The organism is Actinoplanes sp. NPDC051388, assembly GCF_055586225.1.
This window is the reverse complement of the sequence record NZ_JBVJIP010000009.1, coordinates 224,566-249,756: the sequence shown is the minus strand read 5'-3', so window position 1 is coordinate 249,756 and position 25,191 is coordinate 224,566. Positions and strand designations below refer to the sequence as shown.

General features: G+C 71.8%; 28 protein-coding genes and 1 riboswitch. Of the genes, 15 read left to right on the top strand and 13 right to left on the bottom strand.

Annotated features, from left to right (window positions below; translation table 11 throughout):
• The first annotated feature begins 48 nt into the window (after window positions 1–48).
• Complete coding sequence (locus ACZ6TI_RS23955) at window positions 49–339, top strand: peptidoglycan-binding protein (RefSeq protein ID WP_465347349.1); 291 nt, start codon at window positions 49–51, stop codon at window positions 337–339.
• Between the two features lie 18 nt (window positions 340–357).
• Window positions 358–954: a class I SAM-dependent methyltransferase gene (locus tag ACZ6TI_RS23950; RefSeq protein WP_465347348.1), complete on the top strand. Its 597-nt coding sequence runs from the start codon at window positions 358–360 to the stop codon at window positions 952–954.
• A 48-nt stretch (window positions 955–1,002) separates the two neighbouring features.
• On the opposite strand, the gene ACZ6TI_RS23945 is transcribed toward ACZ6TI_RS23950, so the two are convergent.
• The 9 genes from ACZ6TI_RS23945 to paaN all read right to left on the bottom strand — a co-directional run bounded on the left by ACZ6TI_RS23945 (window position 1,003) and on the right by paaN (window position 9,227).
• Window positions 1,003–1,689: a cutinase family protein gene (locus tag ACZ6TI_RS23945; RefSeq protein ID WP_465347347.1), complete on the bottom strand. Its 687-nt coding sequence runs from the start codon at window positions 1,687–1,689 to the stop codon at window positions 1,003–1,005.
• A gap of 144 nt (window positions 1,690–1,833) precedes the next feature.
• Complete coding sequence (paaE, locus tag ACZ6TI_RS23940) at window positions 1,834–2,892, bottom strand: 1,2-phenylacetyl-CoA epoxidase subunit PaaE (RefSeq protein WP_465347346.1); 1,059 nt, start codon at window positions 2,890–2,892, stop codon at window positions 1,834–1,836.
• 1 nt (window position 2,893) lies between these two features.
• On the bottom strand, window positions 2,894–3,391 hold the full coding sequence (gene paaD / locus ACZ6TI_RS23935; protein WP_465347460.1) for a 1,2-phenylacetyl-CoA epoxidase subunit PaaD: 498 nt from the start codon (window positions 3,389–3,391) through the stop codon (window positions 2,894–2,896).
• A 35-nt stretch (window positions 3,392–3,426) separates the two neighbouring features.
• On the bottom strand, window positions 3,427–4,302 hold the full coding sequence (paaC, locus tag ACZ6TI_RS23930) for a 1,2-phenylacetyl-CoA epoxidase subunit PaaC (RefSeq protein ID WP_465347345.1): 876 nt from the start codon (window positions 4,300–4,302) through the stop codon (window positions 3,427–3,429).
• On the bottom strand, window positions 4,302–4,598 hold the full coding sequence (paaB, locus tag ACZ6TI_RS23925) for a 1,2-phenylacetyl-CoA epoxidase subunit PaaB (RefSeq protein WP_465347344.1): 297 nt from the start codon (window positions 4,596–4,598) through the stop codon (window positions 4,302–4,304). The genes paaC and paaB overlap by 1 nt, the downstream gene beginning before the upstream one ends.
• On the bottom strand, window positions 4,595–5,518 hold the full coding sequence (gene paaA / locus ACZ6TI_RS23920; RefSeq protein WP_465347343.1) for a 1,2-phenylacetyl-CoA epoxidase subunit PaaA: 924 nt from the start codon (window positions 5,516–5,518) through the stop codon (window positions 4,595–4,597). Before paaA ends, paaB begins: the two co-directional genes overlap by 4 nt.
• 10 nt (window positions 5,519–5,528) lie before the next feature.
• Window positions 5,529–6,392 (bottom strand): 3-hydroxyacyl-CoA dehydrogenase family protein, encoded by an 864-nt coding sequence (locus tag ACZ6TI_RS23915; RefSeq protein ID WP_465347342.1) that lies wholly within the window; start codon window positions 6,390–6,392, stop codon window positions 5,529–5,531.
• A complete protein-coding gene (locus tag ACZ6TI_RS23910; protein ID WP_465347341.1) occupies window positions 6,389–7,561 on the bottom strand; it encodes a thiolase family protein in 1,173 nt (390 codons plus the stop codon). Before ACZ6TI_RS23910 ends, ACZ6TI_RS23915 begins: the two co-directional genes overlap by 4 nt.
• Window positions 7,554–9,227 (bottom strand): phenylacetic acid degradation protein PaaN, encoded by a 1,674-nt coding sequence (gene paaN / locus ACZ6TI_RS23905; RefSeq protein ID WP_465347340.1) that lies wholly within the window; start codon window positions 9,225–9,227, stop codon window positions 7,554–7,556. Before paaN ends, ACZ6TI_RS23910 begins: the two co-directional genes overlap by 8 nt.
• A gap of 118 nt (window positions 9,228–9,345) precedes the next feature.
• On the opposite strand from paaN, the gene paaI reads away from it, so the two are divergent.
• From paaI to ACZ6TI_RS23885, 4 genes are all read left to right on the top strand, one after another.
• A complete protein-coding gene (paaI, locus tag ACZ6TI_RS23900) occupies window positions 9,346–9,726 on the top strand; it encodes a hydroxyphenylacetyl-CoA thioesterase PaaI (RefSeq protein ID WP_465347459.1) in 381 nt (126 codons plus the stop codon).
• Window positions 9,723–10,328, top strand: coding sequence for a TetR/AcrR family transcriptional regulator (locus ACZ6TI_RS23895; protein ID WP_465347339.1), 606 nt, complete (start codon window positions 9,723–9,725; stop codon window positions 10,326–10,328). The genes paaI and ACZ6TI_RS23895 overlap by 4 nt, the downstream gene beginning before the upstream one ends.
• Window positions 10,329–10,332: 4 nt before the next feature.
• Window positions 10,333–11,640, top strand: coding sequence for a phenylacetate--CoA ligase PaaK (paaK, locus tag ACZ6TI_RS23890; RefSeq protein WP_465347338.1), 1,308 nt, complete (start codon window positions 10,333–10,335; stop codon window positions 11,638–11,640).
• 90 nt (window positions 11,641–11,730) lie between these two features.
• Window positions 11,731–12,963 (top strand): PQQ-dependent sugar dehydrogenase, encoded by a 1,233-nt coding sequence (locus ACZ6TI_RS23885; RefSeq protein WP_465347337.1) that lies wholly within the window; start codon window positions 11,731–11,733, stop codon window positions 12,961–12,963.
• Window positions 12,964–13,024: 61 nt separating this feature from the next.
• Here the strand turns inward: ACZ6TI_RS23885 and ACZ6TI_RS23880 are convergent, their stop codons facing one another.
• Complete coding sequence (locus tag ACZ6TI_RS23880) at window positions 13,025–14,017, bottom strand: LacI family DNA-binding transcriptional regulator (protein ID WP_465347336.1); 993 nt, start codon at window positions 14,015–14,017, stop codon at window positions 13,025–13,027.
• A gap of 86 nt (window positions 14,018–14,103) precedes the next feature.
• Between ACZ6TI_RS23880 and ACZ6TI_RS23875 the strand changes: the two genes are divergently transcribed.
• Complete coding sequence (locus ACZ6TI_RS23875) at window positions 14,104–15,288, top strand: Gfo/Idh/MocA family protein (protein ID WP_465347335.1); 1,185 nt, start codon at window positions 14,104–14,106, stop codon at window positions 15,286–15,288.
• Window positions 15,285–16,283 carry a sugar phosphate isomerase/epimerase family protein gene (locus ACZ6TI_RS23870; RefSeq protein ID WP_465347334.1) on the top strand — a complete coding sequence of 333 codons (999 nt, stop codon included), beginning with the start codon at window positions 15,285–15,287 and terminating at the stop codon, window positions 16,281–16,283. The genes ACZ6TI_RS23875 and ACZ6TI_RS23870 overlap by 4 nt, the downstream gene beginning before the upstream one ends.
• Here ACZ6TI_RS23870 and def read toward each other — a convergent pair.
• Entirely contained in the window at window positions 16,280–16,768 is a 489-nt protein-coding gene (gene def / locus ACZ6TI_RS23865; RefSeq protein ID WP_465347333.1) for a peptide deformylase, read from the bottom strand. The genes ACZ6TI_RS23870 and def overlap by 4 nt on opposite strands.
• A 28-nt stretch (window positions 16,769–16,796) precedes the next feature.
• Entirely contained in the window at window positions 16,797–18,008 is a 1,212-nt protein-coding gene (locus ACZ6TI_RS23860) for a chorismate-binding protein (protein ID WP_465347332.1), read from the bottom strand.
• Window positions 18,009–18,131: 123 nt separating this feature from the next.
• Between ACZ6TI_RS23860 and ACZ6TI_RS23855 the strand changes: the two genes are divergently transcribed.
• Window positions 18,132–18,332, top strand: a complete 201-nt coding sequence (locus ACZ6TI_RS23855; protein ID WP_465347458.1) for a DUF5999 family protein — start codon at window positions 18,132–18,134, stop codon at window positions 18,330–18,332.
• Window positions 18,333–18,428: 96 nt separating this feature from the next.
• On the opposite strand, the gene gcvP is transcribed toward ACZ6TI_RS23855, so the two are convergent.
• On the bottom strand, window positions 18,429–21,239 hold the full coding sequence (gene gcvP / locus ACZ6TI_RS23850; protein ID WP_465347331.1) for an aminomethyl-transferring glycine dehydrogenase: 2,811 nt from the start codon (window positions 21,237–21,239) through the stop codon (window positions 18,429–18,431).
• A gap of 79 nt (window positions 21,240–21,318) precedes the next feature.
• Window positions 21,319–21,422, bottom strand: a riboswitch (glycine riboswitch).
• A gap of 52 nt (window positions 21,423–21,474) precedes the next feature.
• Between gcvP and mgrA the strand changes: the two genes are divergently transcribed.
• The 6 genes from mgrA to ACZ6TI_RS23820 all read left to right on the top strand — a co-directional run bounded on the left by mgrA (window position 21,475) and on the right by ACZ6TI_RS23820 (window position 25,090).
• Window positions 21,475–22,470 (top strand): L-glyceraldehyde 3-phosphate reductase, encoded by a 996-nt coding sequence (mgrA, locus tag ACZ6TI_RS23845; RefSeq protein ID WP_465347330.1) that lies wholly within the window; start codon window positions 21,475–21,477, stop codon window positions 22,468–22,470.
• 11 nt (window positions 22,471–22,481) lie between these two features.
• The gene (locus ACZ6TI_RS23840) at window positions 22,482–23,114 is read left to right on the top strand and encodes a nucleotidyltransferase domain-containing protein (protein ID WP_465347329.1); all 633 of its coding nucleotides are present in this window, start codon (window positions 22,482–22,484) and stop codon (window positions 23,112–23,114) included.
• On the top strand, window positions 23,111–23,863 hold the full coding sequence (locus ACZ6TI_RS23835; RefSeq protein WP_465347328.1) for a nucleotidyltransferase domain-containing protein: 753 nt from the start codon (window positions 23,111–23,113) through the stop codon (window positions 23,861–23,863). The genes ACZ6TI_RS23840 and ACZ6TI_RS23835 overlap by 4 nt, the downstream gene beginning before the upstream one ends.
• A 9-nt stretch (window positions 23,864–23,872) precedes the next feature.
• The gene (locus ACZ6TI_RS23830) at window positions 23,873–24,193 is read left to right on the top strand and encodes a hypothetical protein (RefSeq protein WP_465347327.1); all 321 of its coding nucleotides are present in this window, start codon (window positions 23,873–23,875) and stop codon (window positions 24,191–24,193) included.
• Window positions 24,190–24,822, top strand: a complete 633-nt coding sequence (locus ACZ6TI_RS23825; protein WP_465347326.1) for a nucleotidyl transferase AbiEii/AbiGii toxin family protein — start codon at window positions 24,190–24,192, stop codon at window positions 24,820–24,822. Before ACZ6TI_RS23830 ends, ACZ6TI_RS23825 begins: the two co-directional genes overlap by 4 nt.
• A 106-nt stretch (window positions 24,823–24,928) precedes the next feature.
• The gene (locus ACZ6TI_RS23820; protein ID WP_465347325.1) at window positions 24,929–25,090 is read left to right on the top strand and encodes a hypothetical protein; all 162 of its coding nucleotides are present in this window, start codon (window positions 24,929–24,931) and stop codon (window positions 25,088–25,090) included.
• The last annotated feature ends 101 nt before the right edge of the window (window positions 25,091–25,191 follow it).

The window sequence follows — 25,191 nt, the reverse complement described above, 5'->3', positions numbered from 1 at the left end:
AGACCTCCGGCAGATGTGGTTCACAGCCAGGGGATCGATCCTTGATGCATGACATCGTCGAAGTTCCTGAGCGTGGTGGGAACCGCCGTGGGCGGGTTGATCGGCTGGTCCGACGAGCCGGCGCCGGCCGCCGACCCGGCCTCGTTGCGTGCCCTGTTCGCCGACCTGGCCGTGCGGATCGGGCCCTCCGAAGCGGCCCTCGACGCGACCGTCCGCCGGTTCCAGGCCCGGGTCGGGCTCGAACCCGACGGGGTGGCCGGCCCGCGCACGGTGCACCAGCTGGCGCGCTATGCCGCCGAGGCGCGCGACCTGCGCGGTTTCGAGCGGGCCGCGGCTTGATCGGATAGGTTCGCCCCGATGGAGATCTTCGACCGACCGGCCGAGCTGTATCAGGGCGAGCACAGCGCCAACCCGCACCAGAGTGCTCTGATCGAGCGGGTGAGCTCGCTCATCCCGGCGAACTCGCTGATTCTCGACCTCGGCTGCGGCACCGGGGTGCCGACCGCGCAGATCTTCACCGCCGCCGAGCAGCGGGTGATCGGGGTGGACATCTCCGAGGAGATGCTGCGGCTGGCCCGCGAGCAGGTGCCGGCCGCCGAGTTCCGGCACGGCGACTTCCGCGAGCTGCCCGGCGATCTGGGCCCGTTCGACGCGGTGACGTCGTTCTTCTCGCTGCTGATGCTGAGCCGCGCGGACATCGGGGCGGTGCTGGGCAAGGTGTCCGGCTGGTTGTCGCCGGGCGGCTACTTCGCGATCGGGACGGTCGACTTCGACGGCGACAGTGTGCCGGTCGAGTTCCTCGGCGTGCCGGTGCGGATCTCCGGATACCCGCAGGCCCAGTGGAAAGACGTGCTGTCGGAGCACTTCATCGTCGACTCGATCGAGACGGTGGACTACACGCCTGCGACCGGTCCGCCGGAGAGCCAGATCTTCGCGTTGTGCCGTAAGGCCTGAAGGGGCGCTGGCGGGCGCCCCCGTTTTTCAGCCCACCTGGCCGGCTGGTCAGCCCACCTGGTCGGCGATGAAGTCGCCGGCCGCGTTCAGCGAACCCCGGTAGTTGAGGTGCGCCGCCAGGCTGTTGCCGCTCTGGCAGAACCGGTCGTTCTGGTTGCAGAACGACTGGGTGCGCGCCGCGAACGCGTCCAGCTCACCCGCGCCGCGGGCGAAGATGCCGGACCGGTTGCCCTGCGCGACGTTAAACGGCTCCCCGTTGGTGAAGGTCGGATCGCCGAACAGCACCACCGCCGCCACCTTCGCGCCGAGTTCGTCGGACACGGTCGGGGCCGCCCGCCCGCGTCCGGCCAGCGCGTCGCCGACCACATTCGCCCCCTGCGAGTAGCCCATCAGCACGAATCTGGTGTCCGCGCACGCCGCGGCGGTCTTCTCCATCTTCGCCGTCAGGTCGGTGACCCCTTGGCGCACGCTGTTCTGGTAGTTGCCCAGCGTGGCCGGGTAGTCGACCGCCGTGGTGCGGACCGCCTGCGGCAGGTCGCGGGTGAGCTGCTGGGCCAGTGGCCCGAGCAGGACTCCCAGACCGGGCCGCTCGGTGGAGGCGCGGGCGCCGATGATCTCCAGATCCGCGCAGCCGTTGGAGGGCGCCTGCGCGGCAAAGGTCAGCGGCGCCACCGCCAGTCCGCCCGCTGCCACGATGCCGGCCGCGGCGATCATGAGAGCTTTGCGTGCTCGCATTTCTAGCTCCTTTCCTCGGTGTAGCTACTTCTTGCACCGAGTACGCAGGAACCTCGTGACCAGGACTGCCGCAATGGAGTTGCCCACAAAGTGCACTGATCGTGAACCAGTGACGTTGTTGATGCGTACCGTCCTGCGTCTTCACTAATCGTCGAAGCTCACCACGACCTTCTCGGTCAGTGGCGTGGACTGGCAGGTCAGCACGTATCCGGCGGCGATCTCGTGCGGCTCCAGCGCGAAGTTGCGGCGCATCCGCACCTCGCCCTCCTCGAGCCGGGCCCGGCACGTTCCGCACACGCCGCCCTTGCACGCGAACGGCAGATCGGGCCGGGCACGCTGAGCACCCTCGAGCACCGTCTGCCCCTCGATCACGGTCACCGTGGTGGACCGCCCGTCGAGCAGCACGGTCACCTCGCTGGCCGGGCCGTCCGGCGTCGCCTCCTCGCGCACCACGTCGGGCGGCGCCTCATCCACCCAGAACAGCTCACGATGGATCCGCTCGGCCGGCACCCCCTGCTCGCCGAGCACCTCGGTCGCGTCGACCACCATCCTGAACGGCCCGCACAACCACCAGCCGTCGACCGCCGGGACATCGATCAAAAGCGGGAGAAGGGTACGCAGCTTCGCCGCGTCCAGCCGCCCGCTGAGCAGCTCGGTCTCCCGTGCCTCGCGGGACAGCAGATGCACCAGCTCGAGCCGGGCCGGATGCCGGTCCTTCAGGTCGGACAGCTCCTCCGCGAACATCACCGTGTCCGCCCGCCGGTTGCCGTAGAGCACGCTGACCCGGGTCTCCGGGTGCCGCAGCAGCGAGGCGGCGATGGACAGCACCGGGGTGATGCCCGAGCCGGCCGCGATCAGCACGTGATGGCCGGGCCGGTCGAGCTCGGGGGTGAAGGTGCCGCTCGGCGGCGCCACCTCGACTCGATCGCCGGGCCGCAGGTCGTGCACCAGCCAGCGGGACACCAGCCCGCCGGGCACCTCGCGCACGCCGATCCGGGGCCGGTCACCGGCCGGGGCGCAGATCGAATAGGTGCGCCGCTCGTCGGCGTCGTCGTCCGGTCGGCGCACCGTCAGCGACTGCCCGGGCCGGAACGCGAAGCGCTCGGTCAGCTCGCCGGGCACGTCGAAGGTGACCGCGACCGCGTCGTCGCAGAGCCGCTCGACCTCGGCGACCCGCAGCGGATGGAACTCGCGCACGACCACGTCAGATCTCCTTCACGTGCTCGAACGGCTCGCTGCACCGCGGGCAGCGGCGCAGCTCGCGGCAGGCGGTCGCGCTGAACGCGGAGATCAGCTCGCTCTCCGGGTGGCCGCACTGCGGGCAGGCGATGGCCCGGCGCGGCGGCCCGAGCACCAGCGGCACCGGGCCGGGCGCGCGGAGCGGAGCCGGGCCCGGCGGGGAGATGCCGGCGGCGGCCAGCTTCGCCCGGCCGGTCGCGCTGATCCAGTCGGTGGTCCAGGCCGGCGCCAGCACGGTGCGCACCTCGACGCGCTCGAACCCGGCGCCATGGAGGGCGTGGCGCAGATCGGCCCGGATCTCATCCATCGCCGGGCAGCCCGAGTACGTCGGCGTGATCGTCACGACCACACCCTCGTCGCTCTCGCGCACCTCCCGGATCACGCCGAGGTCGGCGAGCGTCAGCATCGGCATCTCGGGATCGGTGACGGTCGCGGCAACGGCCGCCGCCGACCGGGCCGGCACTGCGCCGGTGCTCGCGGCGACAGCCGCCGGGCGGGTCACCAGACACCGCCGGGCGTTGCTCGCGCGAGCCCCTGCATCTCGGCGAGAATCTCCGTGAGGGCGGGCGTGTGCTCGCCGTCGCGGCCCGTGCGGCCTGCGTCTGCCCGCGTGGGGATCTCGGTCTGGGCGGGGGTCTGCAGGGTCGCCGCCGTCAGGACCTGGCTCAGCACGTCGTCGAACTCGGGGCGCCACGCGGACGGGTCCATGCCCAGGCGCCGCTCGACGTCGTGCGGCGTGAACAGCTCGCCGAGCAGGGGCCACAGCTCGTCGATCGCGACCTGCATCCGCCGGTGCGACTCGTCGGTGCCGTCGCCGAGGCGGACCACCCACTGGGCCGCATATTCCCGGTGGTAGGTGACCTCCTTGACGCCCTTGGCGCCGATCGCGGCCAGCACCGGGTCGGGCGACGCGGTCAGCCGGTCGAGCTGCGCGAGCCGCCAGGTCGCGAAGGCGAGCAGGCGGGCCACCAGGTGCGCGAAGTCGGCGTCGGCGCGCTCGGTCAGCCGCACGTTGCGGAAGTCGGCCGGGTCGCGCTGATAGGCCAGCGCGTCCTCGTCGCGGCCGGCGCCCTCGGCCTGCCCGGCGCGGGTGAGCAGCAGCCGGGCCTGGCCGAGCAGGTCGAGCCCGATGTTGGCGATCGCCACCTCGTCCTCGAGCTCGGGCGCGCGGGTGACCCACTCCTGCAGCCGGTGCGACATGATCAGCGCGTCGTCGCCGAGCATCAGGCAATATGCCGCCAGGTCGGCCCGGTCCACCCCGTCGGGCAGGGCGGTGTCCACGCCGGTGAGCGGGTCGGCGAACCCCGTTCCGTAGGCCCAGCGGGCGTCGTCGGCGTGGTCGGTCAGCGCGCCGTACGCGTCGTCGAAGGACATCAGATGTGCGGGACGGAGTCGGGGATGGCGTAGTACGTCGGGTGGCGGTACATCTTGTCGCCGCTCGGCGCGAAGAACGCCTCCTTGTCGTCCGGCGCGGAGGCCACCACGTCGTCGGAGCGCACCACCCAGATGCTCACGCCCTCGTTGCGCCGTGTGTAGAGGTCACGCGCGTGGTGCAGGGCCATCGTCGGGTCCGCCGCCCGCAGCGAGCCGACGTGCACGTGGTTGAGGCCGCGCTTGGCCCGCACGAACACCTCGAACAGCGGCCACTCGTGCTTGATCTCGCCACTCATGCCGCCACCACCGTCGTCTTGTGCGCGTGCGCCACCGCGGCCTCGCGAACCCAGGCGCCCTCGTCGTCGGCCGCCTTGCGGTGCGCGATGCGGCGCCGGTTCATCGGGCCGTCGCCGGAGATGACGCGCTTGAGCTCGTCCCAGTCCGGTGTGCCGAAGTCGTGGTGCCCGCGCTCCTCGTTCCACCGGAGCTCCGGATCCGGCAGCGTCACACCCAGCGCGGCGGCCTGCGGCACGCTCATGTCCACGAAGCGCTGCCGCAGCTCGTCGTTGGTGTGTCGCTTGATCTTCCAGGCCATCGACTGAGCGGTGTTGGGCGACGCCGCGTCCGGTGGGCCGAACATCATCAGCGACGGCCACCACCAGCGGTTCGTCGCGTCCTGCACCATCGCGCGCTGCTCCTCGGTGCCGCGCATCATCGTCATCAGCAGTTCGTAGCCCTGCCGCTGATGGAACGACTCCTCCTTGCAGATCCGGATCATCGCCCGCCCATAGGGCCCGTATGAGCTGCGGCAGAGCGGCACCTGGTTGCAGATCGCGGCGCCGTCGACCAGCCAGCCGATCACGCCGACGTCGGCGAAGGTCAGGGTCGGGTAGTTGAAGATCGAGGAGTATTTCTGCCGGCCCTCGATCAGCCGGCGGGTCAGGTCGCCGCGGTCCGCGCCCAGCGTCTCGGCGGCGGAATAGAGATAGAGCCCGTGTCCGGCCTCGTCCTGCACCTTGGCCAGCAGGATCGCCTTGCGCCGCAGGGTCGGCGCCCGGGTGATCCACTCGCCCTCGGGCTGCATGCCGATGATCTCGGAGTGCGCGTGCTGGGCGATCTGCCGGATCATCGTCTTGCGGTAGCCCTCGGGCATCCAGTCCCGCGGCTCGATCCGCTGGTCCTTGGCGATGGTCTCCTCGAAGAAGGCCTCGGTCATGACAGTCCCCTCATTGTGCGCCCGGCCATGCGTAGAAGCCTTGTCCGGTCTTGCGGCCCAGCTCGCCACGCTCGACCTTTTCCCGCAGCAGGCGCGGCGGCGCGAACCGCTCGCCCAGCTCGGCGTGCAGGTGCTCGGCGATGGCCAGCCGCACGTCCAGCCCGACCAGGTCGGTGGAGCGCAGCGGGCCCATCGGGTGCCGGTATCCCAGCTCCATCGCCCGGTCGACGTCGGCCGCGTCGGCGACGCCCTCCTCGAGCATCCGGATCGCCTCCAGGCCGAGCAGGACACCCAGCCGGCTGGTGGCGAAACCGGGCGAGTCGCGCACCGTGATCGCGGTTTTGCCCACGGCCTCCACCCACGACCCGGCGGCTTCGCGCACCACCGTGGCCGTCCGCGGCCCGAGCACGATCTCGACCAGGGCACTGACCGGCACCGGGTTGAAGAAGTGCAGGCCGACCACCCGCTCGGGGTGCCGCAGGCCCTCGGCCAGCCGCGCGATGGACAGGGCGCTGGTGTTCGACGCGAGCACCGTGGTGTCGCCGACCGCGTCCTCCGCGGCCGCGAACACGCGCGCCTTCAGCTCGGCGTCCTCGGGCACCGCCTCGACCACCAGCTCGGCCATGGCGGGCAGCCCGGACACGTCGTGGGCCAGGTCGACCCGGTCGAGCACCGTGCCCGGCGGCTCGGAGAGCGTGCCCTTCTCCCCCGCCCGGTGCAGGCCCATGGCGACCCGGTCACGGGCGGCCGCGGCGGTCGCCTGATCGCGCTCCACGATGGTCACGTGCGCGCCGGCGGCGGCGAAGACCTGGGCGATGCCCGAGCCCATCCGCCCGCCGCCGATGACGCCGACCACCTTGGGCGCGCCGCTCATACCCGCTCCACCAGCATCGCCACGCCCTGCCCCACGCCGACGCACAGCGTGGCCAGGCCGCGGCGGGCGCCCTCGCGCTCCATCCGGCCGAGCAGGGTGACCGTGATCCGGGCGCCGGAGCAGCCGAGCGGGTGGCCGAGCGCGATCGCCCCGCCGTCCGCGTTGACCCGGTCGTCGTCCAGCTTGAGCCGGCGGATGACCGCGAGGGACTGCGCCGCGAAGGCCTCGTTGAGCTCCACCGCGTCGAGGTCGCCGGTGGTCCAGCCGGCCCGGGCGAGGACCTTTTCGGTCGCCGGGACCGGGCCGATGCCCATGATGTGCGGCGGCACCCCGGCGCTGGCCGACGTGACCACCCGCGCCCGCGGCGTCAGGCCGTGCCGCTCCACGGCCGCCGCGCTCGCCACCACCAGCGCCGCGGCGCCGTCGGAGAGCGGCGAGGACGACGCGGCGGTGACCACTCCCCCGGCCCGGAACACCGGCTTGAGCGTGCCCAGCTTTTCCAGCGTGGAGCCGCGCCGCGGGATCTCGTCGGCGGTGACGTCACCGACCGGCACGATCTCGGCGTCGAACCGGCCGGCGTCGATCGCGGCGATCGCCCGCTCGTGGCTGCGCAGCGCGAACGCGTCGCTGTCCGCCCGGGTGATGCCGTCGAGCGCGGCCACCTCCTCGGCGGTCTCGCCCATGCTGATCGTGGTCTTCTCCTGCGCGGTGAAGACCGGGTTGGCGAACCGCCAGCCGAGCGCGGAGTCGACCACCTCGCCGGGCCGGGCCCACGGGGTGCCGGGCTTGGCCATCACCCAGGGCGCGCGGGTCATCGACTCGACCCCGCCGGCCACCACGACGTCCTGCTCGCCGGCCCGCACCGCGTTGGCCGCCGCGATGATCGCGGTCAGCCCGCTGGCGCAGAGCCGGTTGACCGTGAAGCCGGGTGTGGAGTCGGGCAGGCCGGCCAGCAGCGCCGCCATCCGGGCCACGTTGCGGTTGTCCTCGCCGGCCTGGTTCGCAGCGCCGAGGATGACCTCGTCGATCGCTTCGGCGGGCACACCGGCGCGGCGCACCGCCTCACCGACCACCAGCGCGGCCAGATCGTCCGGCCGCACCTTTGCCAGCGAGCCGCCGTATTTGCCCTGCGGCGTGCGGACGCCGCCGACCAGGAACGCTTCAGCCATCGTGACGCCTCGACTGCAGGGTGAAGAACCGGCCGCTGACGAACCAGTCGTCGGTCAGCGCGGTGGTGGCCGCCGGGTTGGCGCCGGTGCCGTGCAGGTCGCTGAACGCCGCGGTCTGGTTGACGAAGACGCCGCCGGTCAGGTTTTCGGAGAGGTGCACGCCGGCGTCCAGCGCCGCCTCGCGGGCCGCCTCGATCACCTCCGGCGAGGTCGAGTAGACCGCCGCGGTGAGCGCGCCGTGATGCCGCACCGTCTCCACGAAGAGCCGCAGGCTGGCCGGGGTGTCCTCGGTGGCGATCACGAACGACACCGGCCCGAACCACTCGCGCGTGTAGACCTTTTCGTCGGCCGCGTCGAGCCGCACCACCACCGGGGTGCGGATGGTCGCCTCGGGCCACTGCTGGTCGGACACCTCGGCGGTCGGGCGGGTCGCGCTGGGCGCGCCACTGGCCTCGGTCAGCCGGGCGAGGACGCCGTCGTTGACGATCGCGCCGAGCGTGCCCGCGGCGCGCTGCGGGTCGCCGAGCAGCTTGTCGATCGCGGCGGTCAGGTCGGCGGCGAACTCCTCCGGGCTCCGGTGCCCGGCGTCGGTCTCGATGCCGCCGGCCGGCACCAGGAAGTTCTGCGGCGTCGTGCACATCTGTCCGCTGTAGAGCGACAGCGAGAACGACAGGTTGCGCAGCATGGCCCGGTAATCGGACGTCGAGTCGACGACGACCGTGTTGAGGCCGGCCTTCTCGGTGTAGACGACGGCCTGCCGCGCGTTGGCCTCGAGCCAGTTGCCGAACTCGCTGGACCCGGTGAAGTCGATGATCCGCACGTCGGGGTGGGTGGCCAGGGTGGCCGCCACGCCGTCGCCGGCCCGCTCGGCGGCCAGGGTGACCAGGTCGGGGCTCTGACCGGCCTCGGCCAGCACCTCGCGGGCGATCTGCACGGTCAGCGCCAGCGGCAGCACCGCGCCCGGGTGCGGCTTGACGATCACCGGGTTGCCGGTGACCAGGCTGGCGAACAGCCCCGGGTACGAGTTCCAGGTGGGGAACGTGTTGCAGCCGATCACCAGGGCGACACCGCGGCCGGCCACCGTCGCGGTCTTCGTCATGCGCAACGGCTCGCCCCCGCGCTGCGGCTTGCTCCACGACGACTCCGCCGGGACGCGCGTGGTGGCGTCGAGCGCGGCGGCCACCGCCTCGAGCCCGCGGTCCTGCGCGTGCGGGCCGCCCGCCTGGAACGCCATCACGAACGCCTGGCCGGTGGTGTGCTGCACGGCCTGGGCGAACTCGAACGAGCGGGCGTTGATCCGGCGCAGGATCTCGGCGGCGACACCCGCGCGGCCGTGCGGGCCGACGGCCCGCCAGGCCGGGGTGGCTGCGCGGGCCGCGGCGATCAGCGCGGCCGGGTCCGAGGTCGGATAACGGATGCCGAGATCGAAACCGTACGGCGAGCGCTCGGTCGCGACGCTGCCGGAGGCGCCCGGCACGTCGATCGGGAAGTCGTTGTCGAGCAGCGCCCGGAACGCCCGCTCGCCGGCCGGCGCCGCGTCCTCGCCGTAGACCGACTTGCTGGGCGACTCCGGATAGGCGGAGAAGTAGTCACGGGAGCGGGTCGCGGCGACCGCCCGGTCGAGCAACTCGCGATGCGTTTCGTACAACTCGGTGGGGGTTGTCATTCGCGCTCCTGTGCGGTTGGCTACCTAAATATCTACCGTCCGTTCGTTCGGTAATCAACCCCATCTCTTCTCCAAACAGGCTCAGGGGGTCGTGTTGGCACTCACCGCGGCGCACGAGATGTTCGAGCGCGACCAGGCTTCGCGGGGCCTCGGCATCGAACTGCTCCAGGCCGGAGACGGGCAGGCCACGGTGCGGATGACGGTCACCGCGGCGATGGTCAACGGGCACGCGATGGCGCACGGCGGATATGTCTTCCTGCTCGCCGACACCGCCTTCGCCTGCGCCTGCAACAGCCACGGCCCGGTCACCGTAGCGGCCGGGTGTGACATCGACTTCCTGCGCCCGGCCCGGCTCGGCGACGTGCTCCTGGCCACCGCCACCGAGCGGGTGGTCAGCGGCCGCAACGGCGTCTACGACGTCACCGTGACCCGGGCCGGTGACGTGGTGGCCGAGTTTCGCGGCCGCAGCCGCGTCCTGGGCTCGGGACGGCCGGCGTGACCGCCGAGGCGGCCCGCCCGCGGCGCGGCCGGCCCGGCCACGACCAGGGCGCGGTGCTGGCGGCGGCGGTCCGGCTCTTCAACGACCGGGGCTACGAGGCGACCAGCATGGGCGACCTGGCCGACGCCCTGGGCATCACCAAATCCACCATCTACCACCACGTGACCAGCAAACAGGACCTGCTCCGGATGGCGATCAACCACGCCCTCGACGGCTTGCAGCAGGCGGCCGCCGACGTCAAGGCCATGGACGCGCCCGCCATCGAGTGCCTCGAGACGCTGGTCCGGCGCAGCGTGCTGGTGCTGGCCGACCGCCTCGAGTTCGTCACCCTGCTGCTGCGGGTGCGCGGCAACAACGCCATCGAGAAGGGCGCGCTGATGCGCCGCCGCATCCTCGACGCCCAGGTCACCGACCTGGTCAAGCAGGCGCAGGCGGACGGCGATCTGCGCGCCGACGTCGATCCGGCGACCGCCGCGCGGCTGCTCTTCGGCATGGTCAACTCGCTGACGGAGTGGTACAGACCCCGCCGCGGCGGCGCTGAGGCGATGGCCGACGCGGTGGTCACCATCGCGTTCGAGGGCCTGCGCACGAGACAGGAGTGAAGCCGTGCAGGATCGCACCCCCCGCAAGGAAGACCTGGACCCGATCGAGCGCGCCTCCGTCGACGAGCTGCGCGATCTCCAGCTGACGCGGCTGCGGTGGTCGCTGCGGCACGCGTTCGACCACGTGCCGCAATACCGCAAGATGTTCGAGTCGCACGGCGTGCACCCCGGCGACCTGCGCTCGCTCGCCGATCTCGGGCGGTTCCCGTGCACGGACAAGGCGACGCTGCGGGACAACTACCCGTTCGACATGTTCGCCGTGCCCCGCGAGCAGATCTCCCGCATCCACGCGTCCTCCGGCACCACCGGCCGGCCCACGGTGGTGGGATACACCAGGGAGGACGTGCGCACCTGGGCACGGCTGATGGCCCGCTCGATCCGGGCGTCCGGCGGCCGGCCCGGCGATCGCGTGCACGTCGCGTACGGTTATGGGCTCTTCACCGGGGGTCTGGGGGCGCACTACGGGGCCGAAGAGCTCGGCTGCACGGTGATCCCCGTCTCCGGTGGCATGACCGAGCGGCAGGTCATGCTCATCCGGGACTTCCAGCCCGAGGTCATCATGGTCACGCCGAGCTACCTGCTGGCGATCGTCGACGAGATGCGCCGCCAGGGCGTCGACCCCCGGACCACGTCGTTGCGGGTCGGCATCTTCGGCGCCGAGCCGTGGACGCAGGACCTGCGGCAGGAGATCGAGCAGACCCTCGACATGCACGCGGTCGACATCTACGGGCTGTCCGAGGTGATGGGCCCCGGCGTGGCCAACGAGTGCGTTGAGACCAAGGACGGCCTGCACGTCTGGGAGGACCACTTCTATCCCGAGATCGTCGATCCGGTGACCGGCGAGGTGCTGCCCGACGGCACCTACGGCGAGCTGGTCTTCACGTCGCTCACCAAGGAAGCGATGCCGGTGGTCCGCTACCGCACCCGCGACCTGACCCGTCTGCTGCCCGGCACGGCCCGCCCGATGCGCCGCATCGAAAAGATCACCGGCCGCACCGACGACATGATCATCCTGCGCGGCGTCAACCTCTTCCCCACCCAGATCGAAGAGCTGATTCTGGGCACGCCCGCGCTGGCGCCGCATTTCCAATGTGTCCTGACCCGTTCCGGCCGGCTCGACGAGCTGACGGTCAAGGTGGAGCGCCGGCCGGACGCCACTGGAGAAGACGCCGAGCGGGCGGGCCGCGACCTGGCCACCCGGATCAAGAACAGGATCGGCGTCAGCGTGGCGATCGAGGTGATCGGTCCCGACGGCGTGGAGCGCTCGATGGGCAAGATGCGGCGCATCGTCGACCAGCGCCCCACGGCCTGACCGCGATCGACCAGGGCTTTGACATCGTTGAGCGTCGATGTATTGTGGGAGCGCTCCCAATCGCGTCCTCTCTGCCCGAGGAGCTCACACATGTCACGACTGCGTCGTCGTCCGACCACCGTGCTGGCCGGCCTCCTCGTTCTGGTCCTGCCCGCGTTGCTGTTGCCGTCGTCGTCGGCGGCCGGCACCCCCGCGGCCGGCACGCCGCGCCCCCGGACGGTGCCACTCGCCGAGCTGACCGTGGTGTCCGAACAGGTGGCTTCCGGTCTGCGGCGTCCGATCGCGATCACCGGGCTGCCGGACGGCCGGATGCTGATCGCGGAGAAGGACGGCACCGTCCGCGCCTACCACCCCGACACCGGCTTGGCGGCCGAGCCGGTGCTCGACCTGACCGCACTGATCGACACGTCGGACAACGAGCGCGGACTTCTCGGCATCACGCCCGCACCGAACTTCGCGCGGACCGGGATGCTCTACGTGGCATACACGAGCCTGCCGGCCGGCGCTCTGACCCTGGCGCGAGTGCCTCTCGGCGCTCCCGACCGGGTGCAGGTGCTGCTCACCCAGGAGCACGCCGAGTACGGCAACCACAACGGTGGACAGGTGGCGTTCGGCCGCGACGGGCACCTCTACTGGTCGCTCGGCGACGGCGGCCACGCGAACGATCCGTTCAAGGCCGGCCAGGACCTCGGCACCCTGCTCGGCAAGATCGTGCGGATCGACGTCAACCGCAGATGCGGAGCGAAGCCCTATTGCGTGCCCCCCGACAACCCGTTCGTCCGCACGCCGGGCGCGCGGCCGGAGATCTGGGTCTACGGCCTGCGCAACCCGTGGCGGTTCTCCATCGACCCGGTCGACGGCTCGCTGTGGATCGGCGACGTCGGCCAGGGCCTGGTCGAAGAGATCGACCACATCCGCCCGTCGCAGCGTGGGGCGAACCTCGGCTGGTCCTGCCGGGAGGGCACCCCGGTGTTCGACCCGGAGCAATGCCGGCCGGGCGTGCGGTACACCGACCCCGTCTTCGAGTACGAACACTTCCTCACGGAGAACTGCTCGGTGACCGGCGGCGTGGTGTACAGAGGGTTCCGGACCCCCGAGGCACGGGGCACCTACATCGCGAGCGACTACTGCTCGACCCTCGCCTTCGCCGTGCGTCCCAAGCCCGGGGGCGGCTACGAGTCGGCCACGATCGGCGACTTTCCCACCCAGCCGACCGCGTTCGGCACCGACGTGCACGGCGAGCTGTATGTGCTCAGCGACCTCCCGGGATGGCTGAACCGGGTGCGGATCGAGCGGGCCGAGAATGTCCAGCGCGAGAAATAGCTGACTGGGTCGTGCGGCCCGGTCACCACCGATTCAGACCGAGTCAGCCCAGCAGACCGATTCAGCCCAGCACCGGACCGGTCGTGCGGCGGACCACCAGGTGCGGGCGCAGGACCACTTCGAGCCGCTCGGTGCGGCCCTCGTCGAGCCGGGACACGGCGGCCGCCACCGCGTGCCGGGCCTGGGCGGGCGCGTCCTGGTTCACCGTGGTCAGGTCGATGTGGGCGAGCCGCGCGAGGGTGCTGTCGTCGTACCCGACGACCGAGATCTCCCCCGGCACGTCCAAGCCGGCGCGCAGAAACGCATCCAGCAGCCCGACCGCGCAGCGGTCGTTGGAGGCCATCACCGCGCTGGGCCGGCCGGTCGCCGCGGCCAGCAGGCGCCCGGCCCGCAATCCGCCCTCCTCGGTGTGGTCGCCCGGGATCACCTCGGCGGGAAGCCCGGCCCGGCGCATCGCGGTGCGGTAGCCGCGACGCCGCTCGACCGCCACCGCACCCTTGCCGCCGTCCACGAACGCGATGCGGGTGTGACCGAGTTCGATCAGGTGGTCGAGGGCCGCGGCGACGCCGATGTCGTCGGCCGGACGGATCACGTCGACCTGCGCGCGGCGCACCCGGCGGCCGATCACCACGGCCGGGACCTGGGCGGCCAGCTTGTCCAGGCCGTCGTCGCCCAGGTCCGGGCCGAGCAGCAGCAGGCCCTCGCAGCGGAAGTCCAGCAGCGAGGCGATCGCGCGGTCCTCGTCGTGGCTGCGGGTGAGCGTGGAGAGCACCACCTCGTAGCCGGTCCGGTCGGCCTCGACCTGGATCTCCTCGACCAGCTCGGCGTGGAACGGGTTGCGCACGTCGAGCAGCACGCCGAGCAGGTGGCGGCGGCGCCGGGCGAGCATGCTGGCCGCCCGGTCGGCGCGGTAGCCCAGCTCGGCGGCCGCCTCCATCACCCGGCGGCGGGTCTCCGCGCTGGGCCCGGGCGCGCCGCGCAGCACCAGGGACACCGAGGCGGTGGAGACACCGACCCGCGCGGCGACATCCTCCAGCCGCGGCCGCTGATCCACGAACCGACCCCCGTAACACCCTTGACACACAACGAGATCGACTCAGATAGTACTGGTACTTAAAGCGCTTTAAAAGGAGGTTGGCCGTGGGTCAGCAGATCGGCGTGGCGGTGATCGGCGCGGGCATGGTCGGCCGGGCGCACGCGAACGCGTACCGCAACTCCTCGACCGTCTACGACCTGGACGGACCGCAGGCCCGGCTGGTCGCGATCGCCGACGTGCACGAGCCGTTCGCGGTCGACGCGGCCCGGCGCTTCGGCTTCGAGCGGGCCGAGACCGACTGGCGCGCGGTGATCGACGCGCCGGACGTGCACGCGGTCAGCGTGGCCGTCGCGAACGGCCTGCACCGCGAGATCACCGAGGCCGCGCTGGCGGCAGGCAAGCACGTGCTGTGCGAGAAGCCGCTCGCCCCGAACCTGGCCGACGCCGAGGCGATGGTGGCGGCCGCGGCGGCCGCGCCCGGCCGGGTGAACGCGGTCGGCTTCACCTTCCGCCGCTCCCCCGCGATCAACGCCATCCGGGCCGAGGTCGAGGGCCGGCTCGGCAAGGTGCGACAGTTCGTCGGCAACTACTGGTGCGACTACGGTTTCGCCGCCGACCGCCCGATGAGCTGGCGCTATCTGGGCGGCCCGGGCAGCGGCGTGCTGGCCGACATCGGCAGCCACCTGACCGACCTCGCCGAGTTCTTCTGCGGACCCACCTCGGGCGTGCAGGGCACCACGATGGCCACCCTGATCAAGGACCGCCCCAAGCCGCTCGGCGTGGCCGTCGGGCACTCCGGCGGCGTCCAGGTCAGCGACGAGCGGCTGCCGGTGGAGAACGAGGACGTCTGCACCTTCACCACGAGCTATGCAAGCGGGGCGGTCGGCACGTTCGCGCTCTCCCGGGTCGCCTTCGGGCACGCCAACACCCTGAAGTTCGACCTCTTCTGCGAGGGCGGCACGGCGTCCTTCGACCTGAACCGCCCGGCCGAGTTCGGCATCATCGACGACGGCCCGGCGCAGGCCTCGAACGGCGTCCGGACCGTCTCGATCGGCCCCTGGCACCCCTACGTCGCGGGCGGCCTGCCGATGGACTTCCCGACCGTGGGCCACGGCCAGAACGACTTCTTCGTCTATCAGGCCCGCGCGTTCCTGGACCAGATCGGCGGCCTGGACCGGTTGCCGGCCTGCCCCGACATGGCGCACGGCCTGCACAACCTGCGCGTCCTCGACGCGGTCACGAACGCCATCGACAAGCCCGTCTCCCTGCCGGAAGGACTCCACCCGTGAAACTCGGCGCCTACACCGCCTGCCTGCACGACCGTTCGATCGACGAGACCCTGAAGATCCTCGGTGAGATGGGTCTGACCAGCGCCGAGATCAACACCGGCGGGTTCATCGGCGCACCGCACATCCCGATCACCGACATCCTGGCCAGCGAGGGCGCCCGCCAGGACTACCTGGGCCGCTTCGAACAGGCCGGCATCGCCCTGACCGGCCTCAACGTCAACGGCAACCCGCTCAACCCGGACCCGAAGGTGGGCCCGGCGCACGCCGCCGACCTGCACCGCACCATCGAGGTGGCCGCGGCGCTCGGGGTCAAGCGGGTCGTCACGATGTCCGGGCTGCCCGGCGGGCACGCCGGCGCCACCGCGGCCAACTGGGTGGTGAACCCGTGGGACAGCCAATTCCTGGACACCCTCGACTACCAGTGGACCGAGGTGGCGATCCCGTTCTGGAAGGACGTCCAGGCCCGGGCCGCGGACGCCGACGTCAAGGTCTGCATCGAGATGCACCCGCACAATCTGGTCTTCAACCCGGCCACGTTGCGGCGGCTGGTCGAGCAGACCAACGCGACGCACGTCGGCGCCGAGATGGACCCGAGTCACCTGTTCTGGCAGGGCATCGATCCGGTGGCGGCGATCGAGCACCTCGGCGACCTGGTCTTCCACGCGGCCGCCAAGGACACCCGGATCAATGCGGACAACGTGAAGATCTTCGGGGTGCTGGACGACCGCTTCACCCGCACCCCGGCCGAGGAGAACCCGCTGAACCTGGGCGGCGACAACACCCTCAACATCTGGCCGCGGAACCCGGCGTGGCAGTTCGTCGCGGTCGGCCGCGGGCACGGCGTGGACGACTTCTGGGTGCCGTTCCTGCGCGCCCTGCAGCGGGTCGACCCGGACATGGCGGTGAACATCGAGCACGAGGACACCGAACTCGACCAGATCGAGGGCCTGCGCCAGGCCGCGGACAACCTGAACGCGGCGGCCGCACGGGTTTAGGCGCGCGGGCGGGCGCGCATCGCGCGCAGCGCCTGCCGGCGGACGTCGCCGGTGAGGGTGTCGATGTAGAGGCGGCCGTCCAGGTGATCCGTCTCGTGTTGCAGAGCCCGGGCCAGGAAGCCCTCGCCCTCGATCACGAGCGGCTCGCCGTGCTGGTCCTGGCCGGTCGCCACCACCCGCATCGCCCGCTTCGTCGGGAAGTACAGGCCGGGCACCGACAGGCAGCCCTCCTCGTCGTCCTGCTCACCCTCGAAGCCGGACAGCACCGGGTTGACCAGGTGGCCGACCACGTCGTCCACGTTGTAGGAGAACACCCGCAGGCTGACGCCGATCTGCGGGGCGGCCACCCCGGCGCGGCCCGGCTCGCGGACCGTGTCCTCCAGGTCGCGGACCAACGCGCGCAACGCGGCGTCGAACTCCTTGACCGGGTCGGCCTCGGTGCGCAGCACCGGGTCGCCGACCACTCTGATGGGCCGAATCGTCATGCCGGCCAGGCTATCCGGCGAGCGCGGCCTATCCGGCGAGCGCGGCCCGGATCGGCGCCGCCTTGGCCGCCGCCTCGGCCACCTCGGCCGCCGGGTCGCTGTCCCAGGTGATGCCGCCGCCCGCCCATAGATGCACCAGGCCGTCCGCGGCGGCCGCGGTACGGATGGTCAGGCCCAGGTCGACGTGGTCGTGACCGATCCAGCCGATCGCGCCCATGCTCGGGCCCCGGCCGACCGGTTCCAGCCGGGCGATCTCGGCCAGCGCGGCCAGCTTGGGCGCGCCGGTCACCGACCCTCCCGGGCACATGGCGCGCAGCAGCGACGCCAGGTCCAGGTCGCCGTCCAGCGGCGCGGAGACGACCGATTCGGCCTGCCAGAGGTTGCTCCACCGGCGTACCGCGAACAGCTCGTCGACCCGCACCGGGCCGGCGCCGGGCAGCCGGGCCAGGTCGTTGCGTTCCAGGTCGACGATCATCACGTGCTCGGCGCGTTCCTTGGCCGATGCCAGCAACTCCCGGCGGCCCTCAGCGGTGGCCGGCCGGGTGCCCTTGATCGGCCGCGTGATCACCCGTCCGCCGCGCACCTCGACCAGCGTTTCGGGCGAAGCGCAGCCGAGCGCCCAGCCGTCGCCTCCCCGGCATTCTCCGCTCAGCACGCCGCCGTAGCGCGCGCCCGGCAGTGCGGCCATCCGGGCCAGCGCCGGGAGCGAATCACCGGTGTAGGCCGCGGAGGCGTGGCCGACCACGTTGACCTGGTACACGTCGCCGCGTGCGATCGCCCGGCGCGCGGCGTCGACGGCCGCGGCGTGCTGCGCGGCCGTCCAGCTGTCCCGCCAGGGGCCCAGCCGCCACCCGGCCGGGTCGGCCGCTTGCGGACGTTGTGAACCATGAGTGAGCACGGCGGCGTACACATCAGGGACGGACGGTGCTGGTGTCGGTGATCCGGCAGCTCCACCGGCCATCACGGATCCGGCCGCGGCGGACACGAAGAGTGCGGCTCCGCACGGTGCACCATCGCCGTCCGGTTGGACCTGGCTAGCCGTTCGGCCAAGGTTTCGCACCGGCAGTCCGTTGTTCGACAGGAAGGCAGCGACAAGCTCGGCGGGATCGCCGTTGTCGCCGAGGTACCACGAGAACGACGATGACAGACGGTGACCGCCCTGGCAGGAGGCCGGGGCGGCCGGAACGAGACACGAGGGAGGTGTCGGGAAGTGGTCGGCAGCGCCCCTACCGTGGATCATCGGAAGCGAGGATTCTGACAACGGGACGCCGTCACCCGCTCGATCCACGGTCGTTCGGATTGAGGTAACGTTCGTCACCGCAGTTGTGAATCATCACACAGCCCCTGACCGGAGAAACCGATGTTGTGCCAGCACAAGCAAGCTTGTCCCCCCGCCGACGCCGTCGACCGTGAGGCCGCCCGGATCGTCGCCACGTGCCGCGAGCAGGGTTGGAGCCTGCTCTGCAACGGCGTGATCGTCTTTGAGGACACCGGCGAGATCCTGCCGGACGGCACGCTCATCCAGCCCCACCGCGGACCGGCCAAGCACGCTCTGGCCGCCTGACTTTCCGCAACGTTTCAATACGCACTTCCGTCGTCACCCTCGGTGATGGCGAAGGGGCCGCGACCCACCCCATGAGCCGCGGCCCGCTGATCCGCCTCACTCCTCGAACGCCTCCGGCGCGGGGCACGAGCAGACCAGGTTCCGGTCGCCGTAGGCGCCGTCGATCCGCCGCACCGGCGGCCAGTATTTGGACGCCCGATCCACTCCCGCCGGGAACCCCGCGACCGACCGCGGATATGCGTGACTCCACTCGTCGGCGGTCACCGCGAACGACGTGTGCGGCGCGTTGGCCAGCGGATTGTCGTCCTTGGGCCACTCCCCCGACGCCACCGCGGCGATCTCCGCCCGGATCGCGATCATCGCGTCGCAGAAGCGATCGAGCTCGGCCAGGTCCTCACTCTCGGTCGGCTCCACCATCAACGTGCCGGCCACCGGGAACGACATGGTCGGCGCGTGGAAGCCGTAGTCGATCAGCCGCTTCGCCACGTCGTCCACCGAGACGCCGGTGGCCTTCGTGATCGGCCGCAGGTCGAGGATGCACTCGTGGGCCACCAGGCCGCGGTTGCCCGCATAGAGCACCGGGTAGTGGTCCCGGAGGCGGGCCGCCACGTAGTTGGCCGCCAGCACCGCGACCGAGGTCGCCGCGGCCAGGCCGTCCGGGCCCATCATCCGCAGGTACGCCCAGGAGATCGGCAGGATGCCCGCCGAGCCGTGCGCGGCCGCCGAGACGGCGTGGTGGTCGCCGGGCTCCAGCGGGTCGCCGGGCAGGAAATCGGCCAGGTGCGCGCGCACCGCGACCGGGCCGACGCCCGGGCCACCGCCGCCGTGCGGGATGCAGAACGTCTTGTGCAGGTTGAGATGCGACACGTCGGCGCCGAAGCGACCGGGCCGGGCGAAGCCGACCAGCGCGTTGAGGTTGGCGCCGTCCACGTAGACCTGGCCGCCGGCGTCGTGCACCCGGGCGCACAGGTCGGCGATGCCGGTCTCGTAGACGCCGTGGGTCGACGGGTAGGTCACCATGATCGCGGCCAGTCGGTCGGCGTGCGTCTCGATCTTGGCGGCCAGGTCGTCCAGGTCGACGTTGCCCATGTCGTCGCAGGCCACCACGACCACCCGCATGCCGGCCATCACCGCGGAGGCGGCGTTGGTGCCGTGCGCGCTGGACGGGATCAGGCAGACGTCGCGGTCGAGGTCGCCGCGGGAGCGGTGGTAGCCACGGATGGCCAGCAGGCCGGCCAGCTCGCCCTGGGAGCCGGCGTTCGGCTGCACCGACACCGCGTCGTAGCCGGTCACCTCGGCCAGCCACGACTCGAGCTGGGCGACCAGCGCCTCGTAGCCGGCGGTGCGCGACGCCGGGGCGTAGGGGTGGATGTTCGCGAACTCGGGCCAGCTGACCGGTTCCATCTCGGCGGTGGCGTTGAGCTTCATCGTGCAGGAGCCGAGCGGGATCATGCCGCGGTCCAGCGCGTAGTCCTTGTCGGAGAGCCGGCGCAGGTAGCGCAGCATCGCCGTCTCGGAGTGGTGGCTGGAGAAGACCGGGTGGCTGAGGAAGTCGCTCGTCCGGGACAATTCGGATGGAATGGCACCTCCGCCGCTCTCTGCCGGCGTCGCGCCGAAGGCTTCCAGCACGGTGGCCACAACGTCAGGCGTGGTCGTCTCGTCGCAGGCGATGGAGACCGTGTCCGCATCCACGAAAAGCAGGTCGATGCCCTGCCCGGCGGCGGCCGCCACGATCTCGGCGGCCCGGCCCGGGACGGACGCGGTCACCGTGTCGAAGAACGCGGCGTGCGCGACCGGCACGCCCGCCGCGGCGAGACCGGCCGCGACCGCGAGAGCCCGCTCATGGGCGCGCCGCGCGATCGCCCGAAGTCCGTCCGGCCCGTGGTAGACCGCGTACATGCTCGCCATCACGGCCAGCAGGACCTGGGCGGTGCAGATGTTGCTGGTCGCCTTCTCCCGGCGGATGTGCTGCTCGCGGGTCTGCAACGCGAGGCGGTAGGCCGGCTGCCCGTCGGCGTCGCGGGACACGCCGACCAGACGGCCGGGCAGCGACCGCTCGAGGCCGGCGCGGACCGCCAGGTAGCCCGCGTGCGGGCCGCCGAAACCGAGCGGCACGCCGAAGCGCTGCGTGGTGCCGGCCGCGATGTCCGCGCCGATCTCGCCCGGCGACCGCAGCAGGGTCAGCGCGAGCAGGTCGGCGGCGACGGTGACCAGCGCACCGGCGGCGTGCGCGCGCTCGACCAGGGCGGCGTGGTCGCGGACCGCGCCGGACGCGCCCGGGTATTGCAGGTGCAGCCCGAAGAACTCGCCGGGCAGCTCGTCGCCGGCGTCCAGATCCACCAGGCGCAGCTCGATGCCCAGCGGCTCGGCCCGGGTGCGGAGCACGGCCAGGGTCTGCGGGAACGTGTCGGCGTCCACCACGTACACCGAAGATTTTGATTTGGATCCGCGGCGGGCCAGCGTCATCGCCTCGGCGACCGCGGTGCCCTCGTCGAGCATCGAGGCGTTCGCCGTGGTCAGGCCGGTGAGATCGGTGACCATGGTCTGGAAGTTGAGCAACGCCTCGAGCCGGCCCTGGCTGATCTCGGGCTGGTAGGGCGTGTAGGCCGTGTACCAAGAAGGGCTCTCCAGCACGTTGCGCCGGATCACCGCGGGCGTGAAGGTGCCGTAGTAGCCCAGGCCGATCATCGAGGTGGAGACCTCGTTGCGGCCGGCCAGCTCGCGCAGCTCGGCGAGCGCCTCCTCCTCGGTCGCCGCGGCCGGCAGGTCGAGCTCGCCGTGCCAGCGGATCACCTCGGGGATGGCCGCGTCCATCAGCTCGTCGATCGAGGGATATCCGATCGCCTTGAGCATGCGGGCCTGCTCATCGGTGTCGGGACCGATGTGACGGTGGGCAAAGGTCGTCATGGGGCGCACTCCAGGCGGAAGGTCGTCGGACGGACCCTCCCCCTCTGTCATACCCATTTCACCGGGAACTTCAGAGTCGCCTGCCCGCGCGGTCCTTTGTGCCTGAGAGGTTCCGGGGAGGATTTGCCCCTTCGGCGCCACGGCTGCCCTGGTGGGGCCCGCGAGCTCTCCCGCACGGCTGGCGACCAACCTACCAGCGAAGATGTTGCGGGCACGTATCCCTAGAGTGTGGCGTGTGACCTACTCCGCGGCGGACGACCGCTACGACACGATGACCTATCGCCGGGCCGGGCGCAGCGGCCTGCGACTGCCCGCGATCTCGCTCGGGCTGTGGCACAACTTCGGCGAGGCGCGCGCGTTCGAGACCCAGCAGGCCATCGTACGGCGCGCGTTCGACCTGGGGGTCACGCACTTCGATCTGGCCAACAACTACGGGCCACCGCCGGGCAGCGCGGAGACGAACTTCGGCCGGATGCTCGCCGGGGACCTGCGGGCGTACCGGGACGAGATCGTGGTCAGCACCAAGGCCGGCTACCACATGTGGGAGGGCCCCTACGGTGAGTGGGGCTCACGGAAATACCTGGTCTCGTCGCTGGACCAGTCGCTGCGCCGGATGGGCCTCGACTACGTGGACGTCTTCTACCACCACCGGCCGGACCCGGACACGCCGCTGGAGGAGACGATGGGCGCCCTGGACGCGGTGGTCCGCGCCGGCAAGGCCCTCTATGTCGGGATCAGCAACTACACCGCGGACCAGACCGGCCAGGCCGCCGCGATCCTGCGCGAGCTGGGCACGCCGCTGCTGATCCACCAGCCGTCCTACTCGATCCTGAACCGGCGGCTCGAGCACGACCACCTGCTCGACGCGCTGGAGCGGGCCGGGGCCGGCTGCATCGCGTTCAGCCCGCTGCAGCAGGGTCTGCTCACCGACCGCTACCTGAACGGGATCCCGGAGGATTCCCGGGTGCGCACCAGCGTGTTCCTGACCGAGGAGGCCCTCGACAGCAGGACGATGGGCCGGATCCACTCGCTCAACGACATCGCCCGCGAGCGCGGCCAGTCGCTGGCCCAGATGGCGCTGGCCTGGGCGCTGCGCGACCCGCGGATGACCAGCCTGATCATCGGCGCCTCGAGCGTGACCCAGCTGGAGACCAACGTGGCCGCGCTGGCGAACCTCGACCTCTCGAAGGAGGAGCTGGACGCCATCGACGCCACGGTCCTCGATCTGTGAGGACGGTCCTGATGGCGGTCGTCGGCTCCCGGGCCTACGGCCTGGACGGCCCGGATTCCGACCACGACCGGCGCGGCGTGTTCGTGGCTCCGACCGCCGCGTTCTGGCGTCTGGACAAGCCGCCCACCCATCTGGACGGGCCGCTGGACGAGCAGTTCTCCTGGGAGATCGAGCGGTTCTGCACGCTCGCGCTGCAGGCCAACCCGACCGTCCTCGAGGTGCTCTGGTCGCCGATCGTCGAGCAGGTCACGGTCGACGGCCGGGAGCTGCGCGACGCCCGCCAGGCGTTCCTGTCCCGCCGCGTCGCCGAGACCTACGGCAACTACGCCAAGGACCAGCTCCATCGGGTACGCGCCCGGCAGCAGCGCACCGGCGAGGTCAACCACAAGCAGGCCATGCACATGATCCGGCTGCTGCTCGCCGGGGCGCACGTGCTGCGCACCGGCGAGGTGCTGCTGGACATGACACCGATGCGCGACCGGCTGCTCGCGATCAGGCACGGTGCGGCGGAGTGGGCCGGGTGGGCCGACGAGCTGCTCGCCGACCTGGACGTGGCGGCGGCGGAAACCCGGCTGCCGTCGTCGCCGGACCGCGAGACGATCGACGCGCTGCTGTACCGCGTACGGGAAAGGGGTCTGCCGTGACCGTCGACGTGCCCGAGTGGGCCGGTGAGATCGCCACCGGCCTGCCCTATCCCTTGATCTTCGCCACTGTCAGCGGCGCCCACCTCTACGGGTTCGCGTCCGTCGACTCCGACCTCGACCTGCGCGCGAGCCACGTGCTGCCGGTCGGCGAGGTGGTCGGGCTGCGCACCGGGCCGGAGACCGTGCAGGACGACGGCGTCCGCGACGGTGTCGAGCTGGACATCGTCAGCCACGACCTGCTCAAGTTCGCCCGCCTGCTGAACAGCCGCAACGGCTATGTGCTCGAGCAGCTTCTGTCGCCGCTGGTGGTGACCACCTCGCCCGCGCACGCCGAGCTGGTCGCGCTGGCGCCGGGCCTGATCACGCGGCACCACGCGCACCACTACCTGGGTTTCGCGGCAACTCAGTTCACGCTGTTCGCGAAGACCGGCGAGCTCAAGCCGGCCCTCTACACGCTGCGTGTGCTGCTCACCGGCATCCACCTGATGCGCACCGGCGAGGTGGTGGCCGACCTGCGCGAGCTGGGCGGCCCGGCCTACGTGCCGGAGCTGATCGCGGCCAAGCGCGAGGCCGAGCACGGCCCGTTCCCGGACCGCGTGCGGGCCGCGCTGGCCACCGACGTGCCGCGCCTGCGGGCCGAGCTGGAGGCCGCGCGGGACGCCGCGCGGCTGCCCGACAAGCCCGCGCCCGAGGCCGTCGACGCCCTTCACCACCTCGTGGTTCGTGAACGGCTGGCCGATCGGCGCTAGTCTGTGCACATGACCAGCCCCGTCGTGCACCTCGCGCGGCCGCACCGCCCCGTGGTGGTGGCCGGCAGCCTGCGCGAGCTGACCGGCCCCGAGCACGGTCTGGTCGAGCTGCCGCTGCGCCTCTGGTGGGGTCCGCAGCGGGCGTTCGACCTGGACGATCCGGACGCGCTGCTGTGGATGTACGAGAACGTGCTGCGCGAGGCGGTCCGGGTCGAGGAGCTGCGCAACCACCTGCACGGGCCCACGCTGGCGCGGGTCTGGCCGCGGCTCAACCTGCCGCGCGGCGTGCGCGCCGCCTGGGAGGCACGGCACCGCAGCCTGACGTCGTGACGGACTTCTTCACCGACGTCGCCCGGGTCGCCCTGCGGGTGGCCGACAAACACGGTTTCGTGCTCGGCGGCGGCGTCGCGTGGCTGGTCAACGGCCTGGTGCGGCGGCCGACCGAAGACGTGGACCTGTTCACCGACTCGTCCGACGGGGTGGCCGCGGCGGCCGGCGAGGTGGCCGACGCGCTGATCACGGCGGGTTACTCGGTGGCGCGCGAGTCGCCGGACGAGCTGTTCGCCGGGATGGACGAGAACCTGCGGGAGTTCCTGGTCGCGGACGGCGACCGGGCGCTGCGGCTGACGCTGTGCCGGCTGGATCGGCGGCACGCGCCGGTGGTGATGGACGTCGGCCCGGTGATGCACCTCGACGATCTGGTCGCGACGAAGGTGGCGGCGCTGGTCGGCCGGCGCGAGGCGCGTGACTACATCGACGTGGCGGCGGCGCTCGAGCGCTACCCGCTGGACCGGGTGCTCGCGCTGGCGCGGGCGGCGGATCCGGCGATCGAGGCGGCGGACCTGGCCGACGCCGGGCGCTATCTCGACCGGCTGGACGACGCCCGGTTCGCCGTCTACGGCCTCGGCCCACGCGAGGTGGCGGCGCTGCGGCACACCCTCCGCGACTGGCCGCGCTGAGACCACCTCAGGCTGCTACCACTTCGCAACCTATCGCGTCCCGACCGGCAACCCCGGGCCCGCAACCTTGTCGTCAGGTCCCCCGAACGACAGGAGCTCCCCCCACATGCGCACTCGCATCGGTTCCACCATCGCAGTCATCGTCGCCACCGCCGGCCTGGCCGCCGGTGTGGCCGGCCCGATCTTCTCGGCCCTCGGCGGCGACGCCCCGGCCGCCTCGACGGTCCAGGTCGCCCGAGGCAAGATCATGAGCAGCCCGACCTCTTAGTAACTCCTTCCCCACGGACCTGGGGGGGGGGGGGGGGGGGGGGGGGGGGGGAGGAGAAGGGGGGGGGGGGGGGGGGGGGGGGGGGGGGGGGGGGGAGAGAA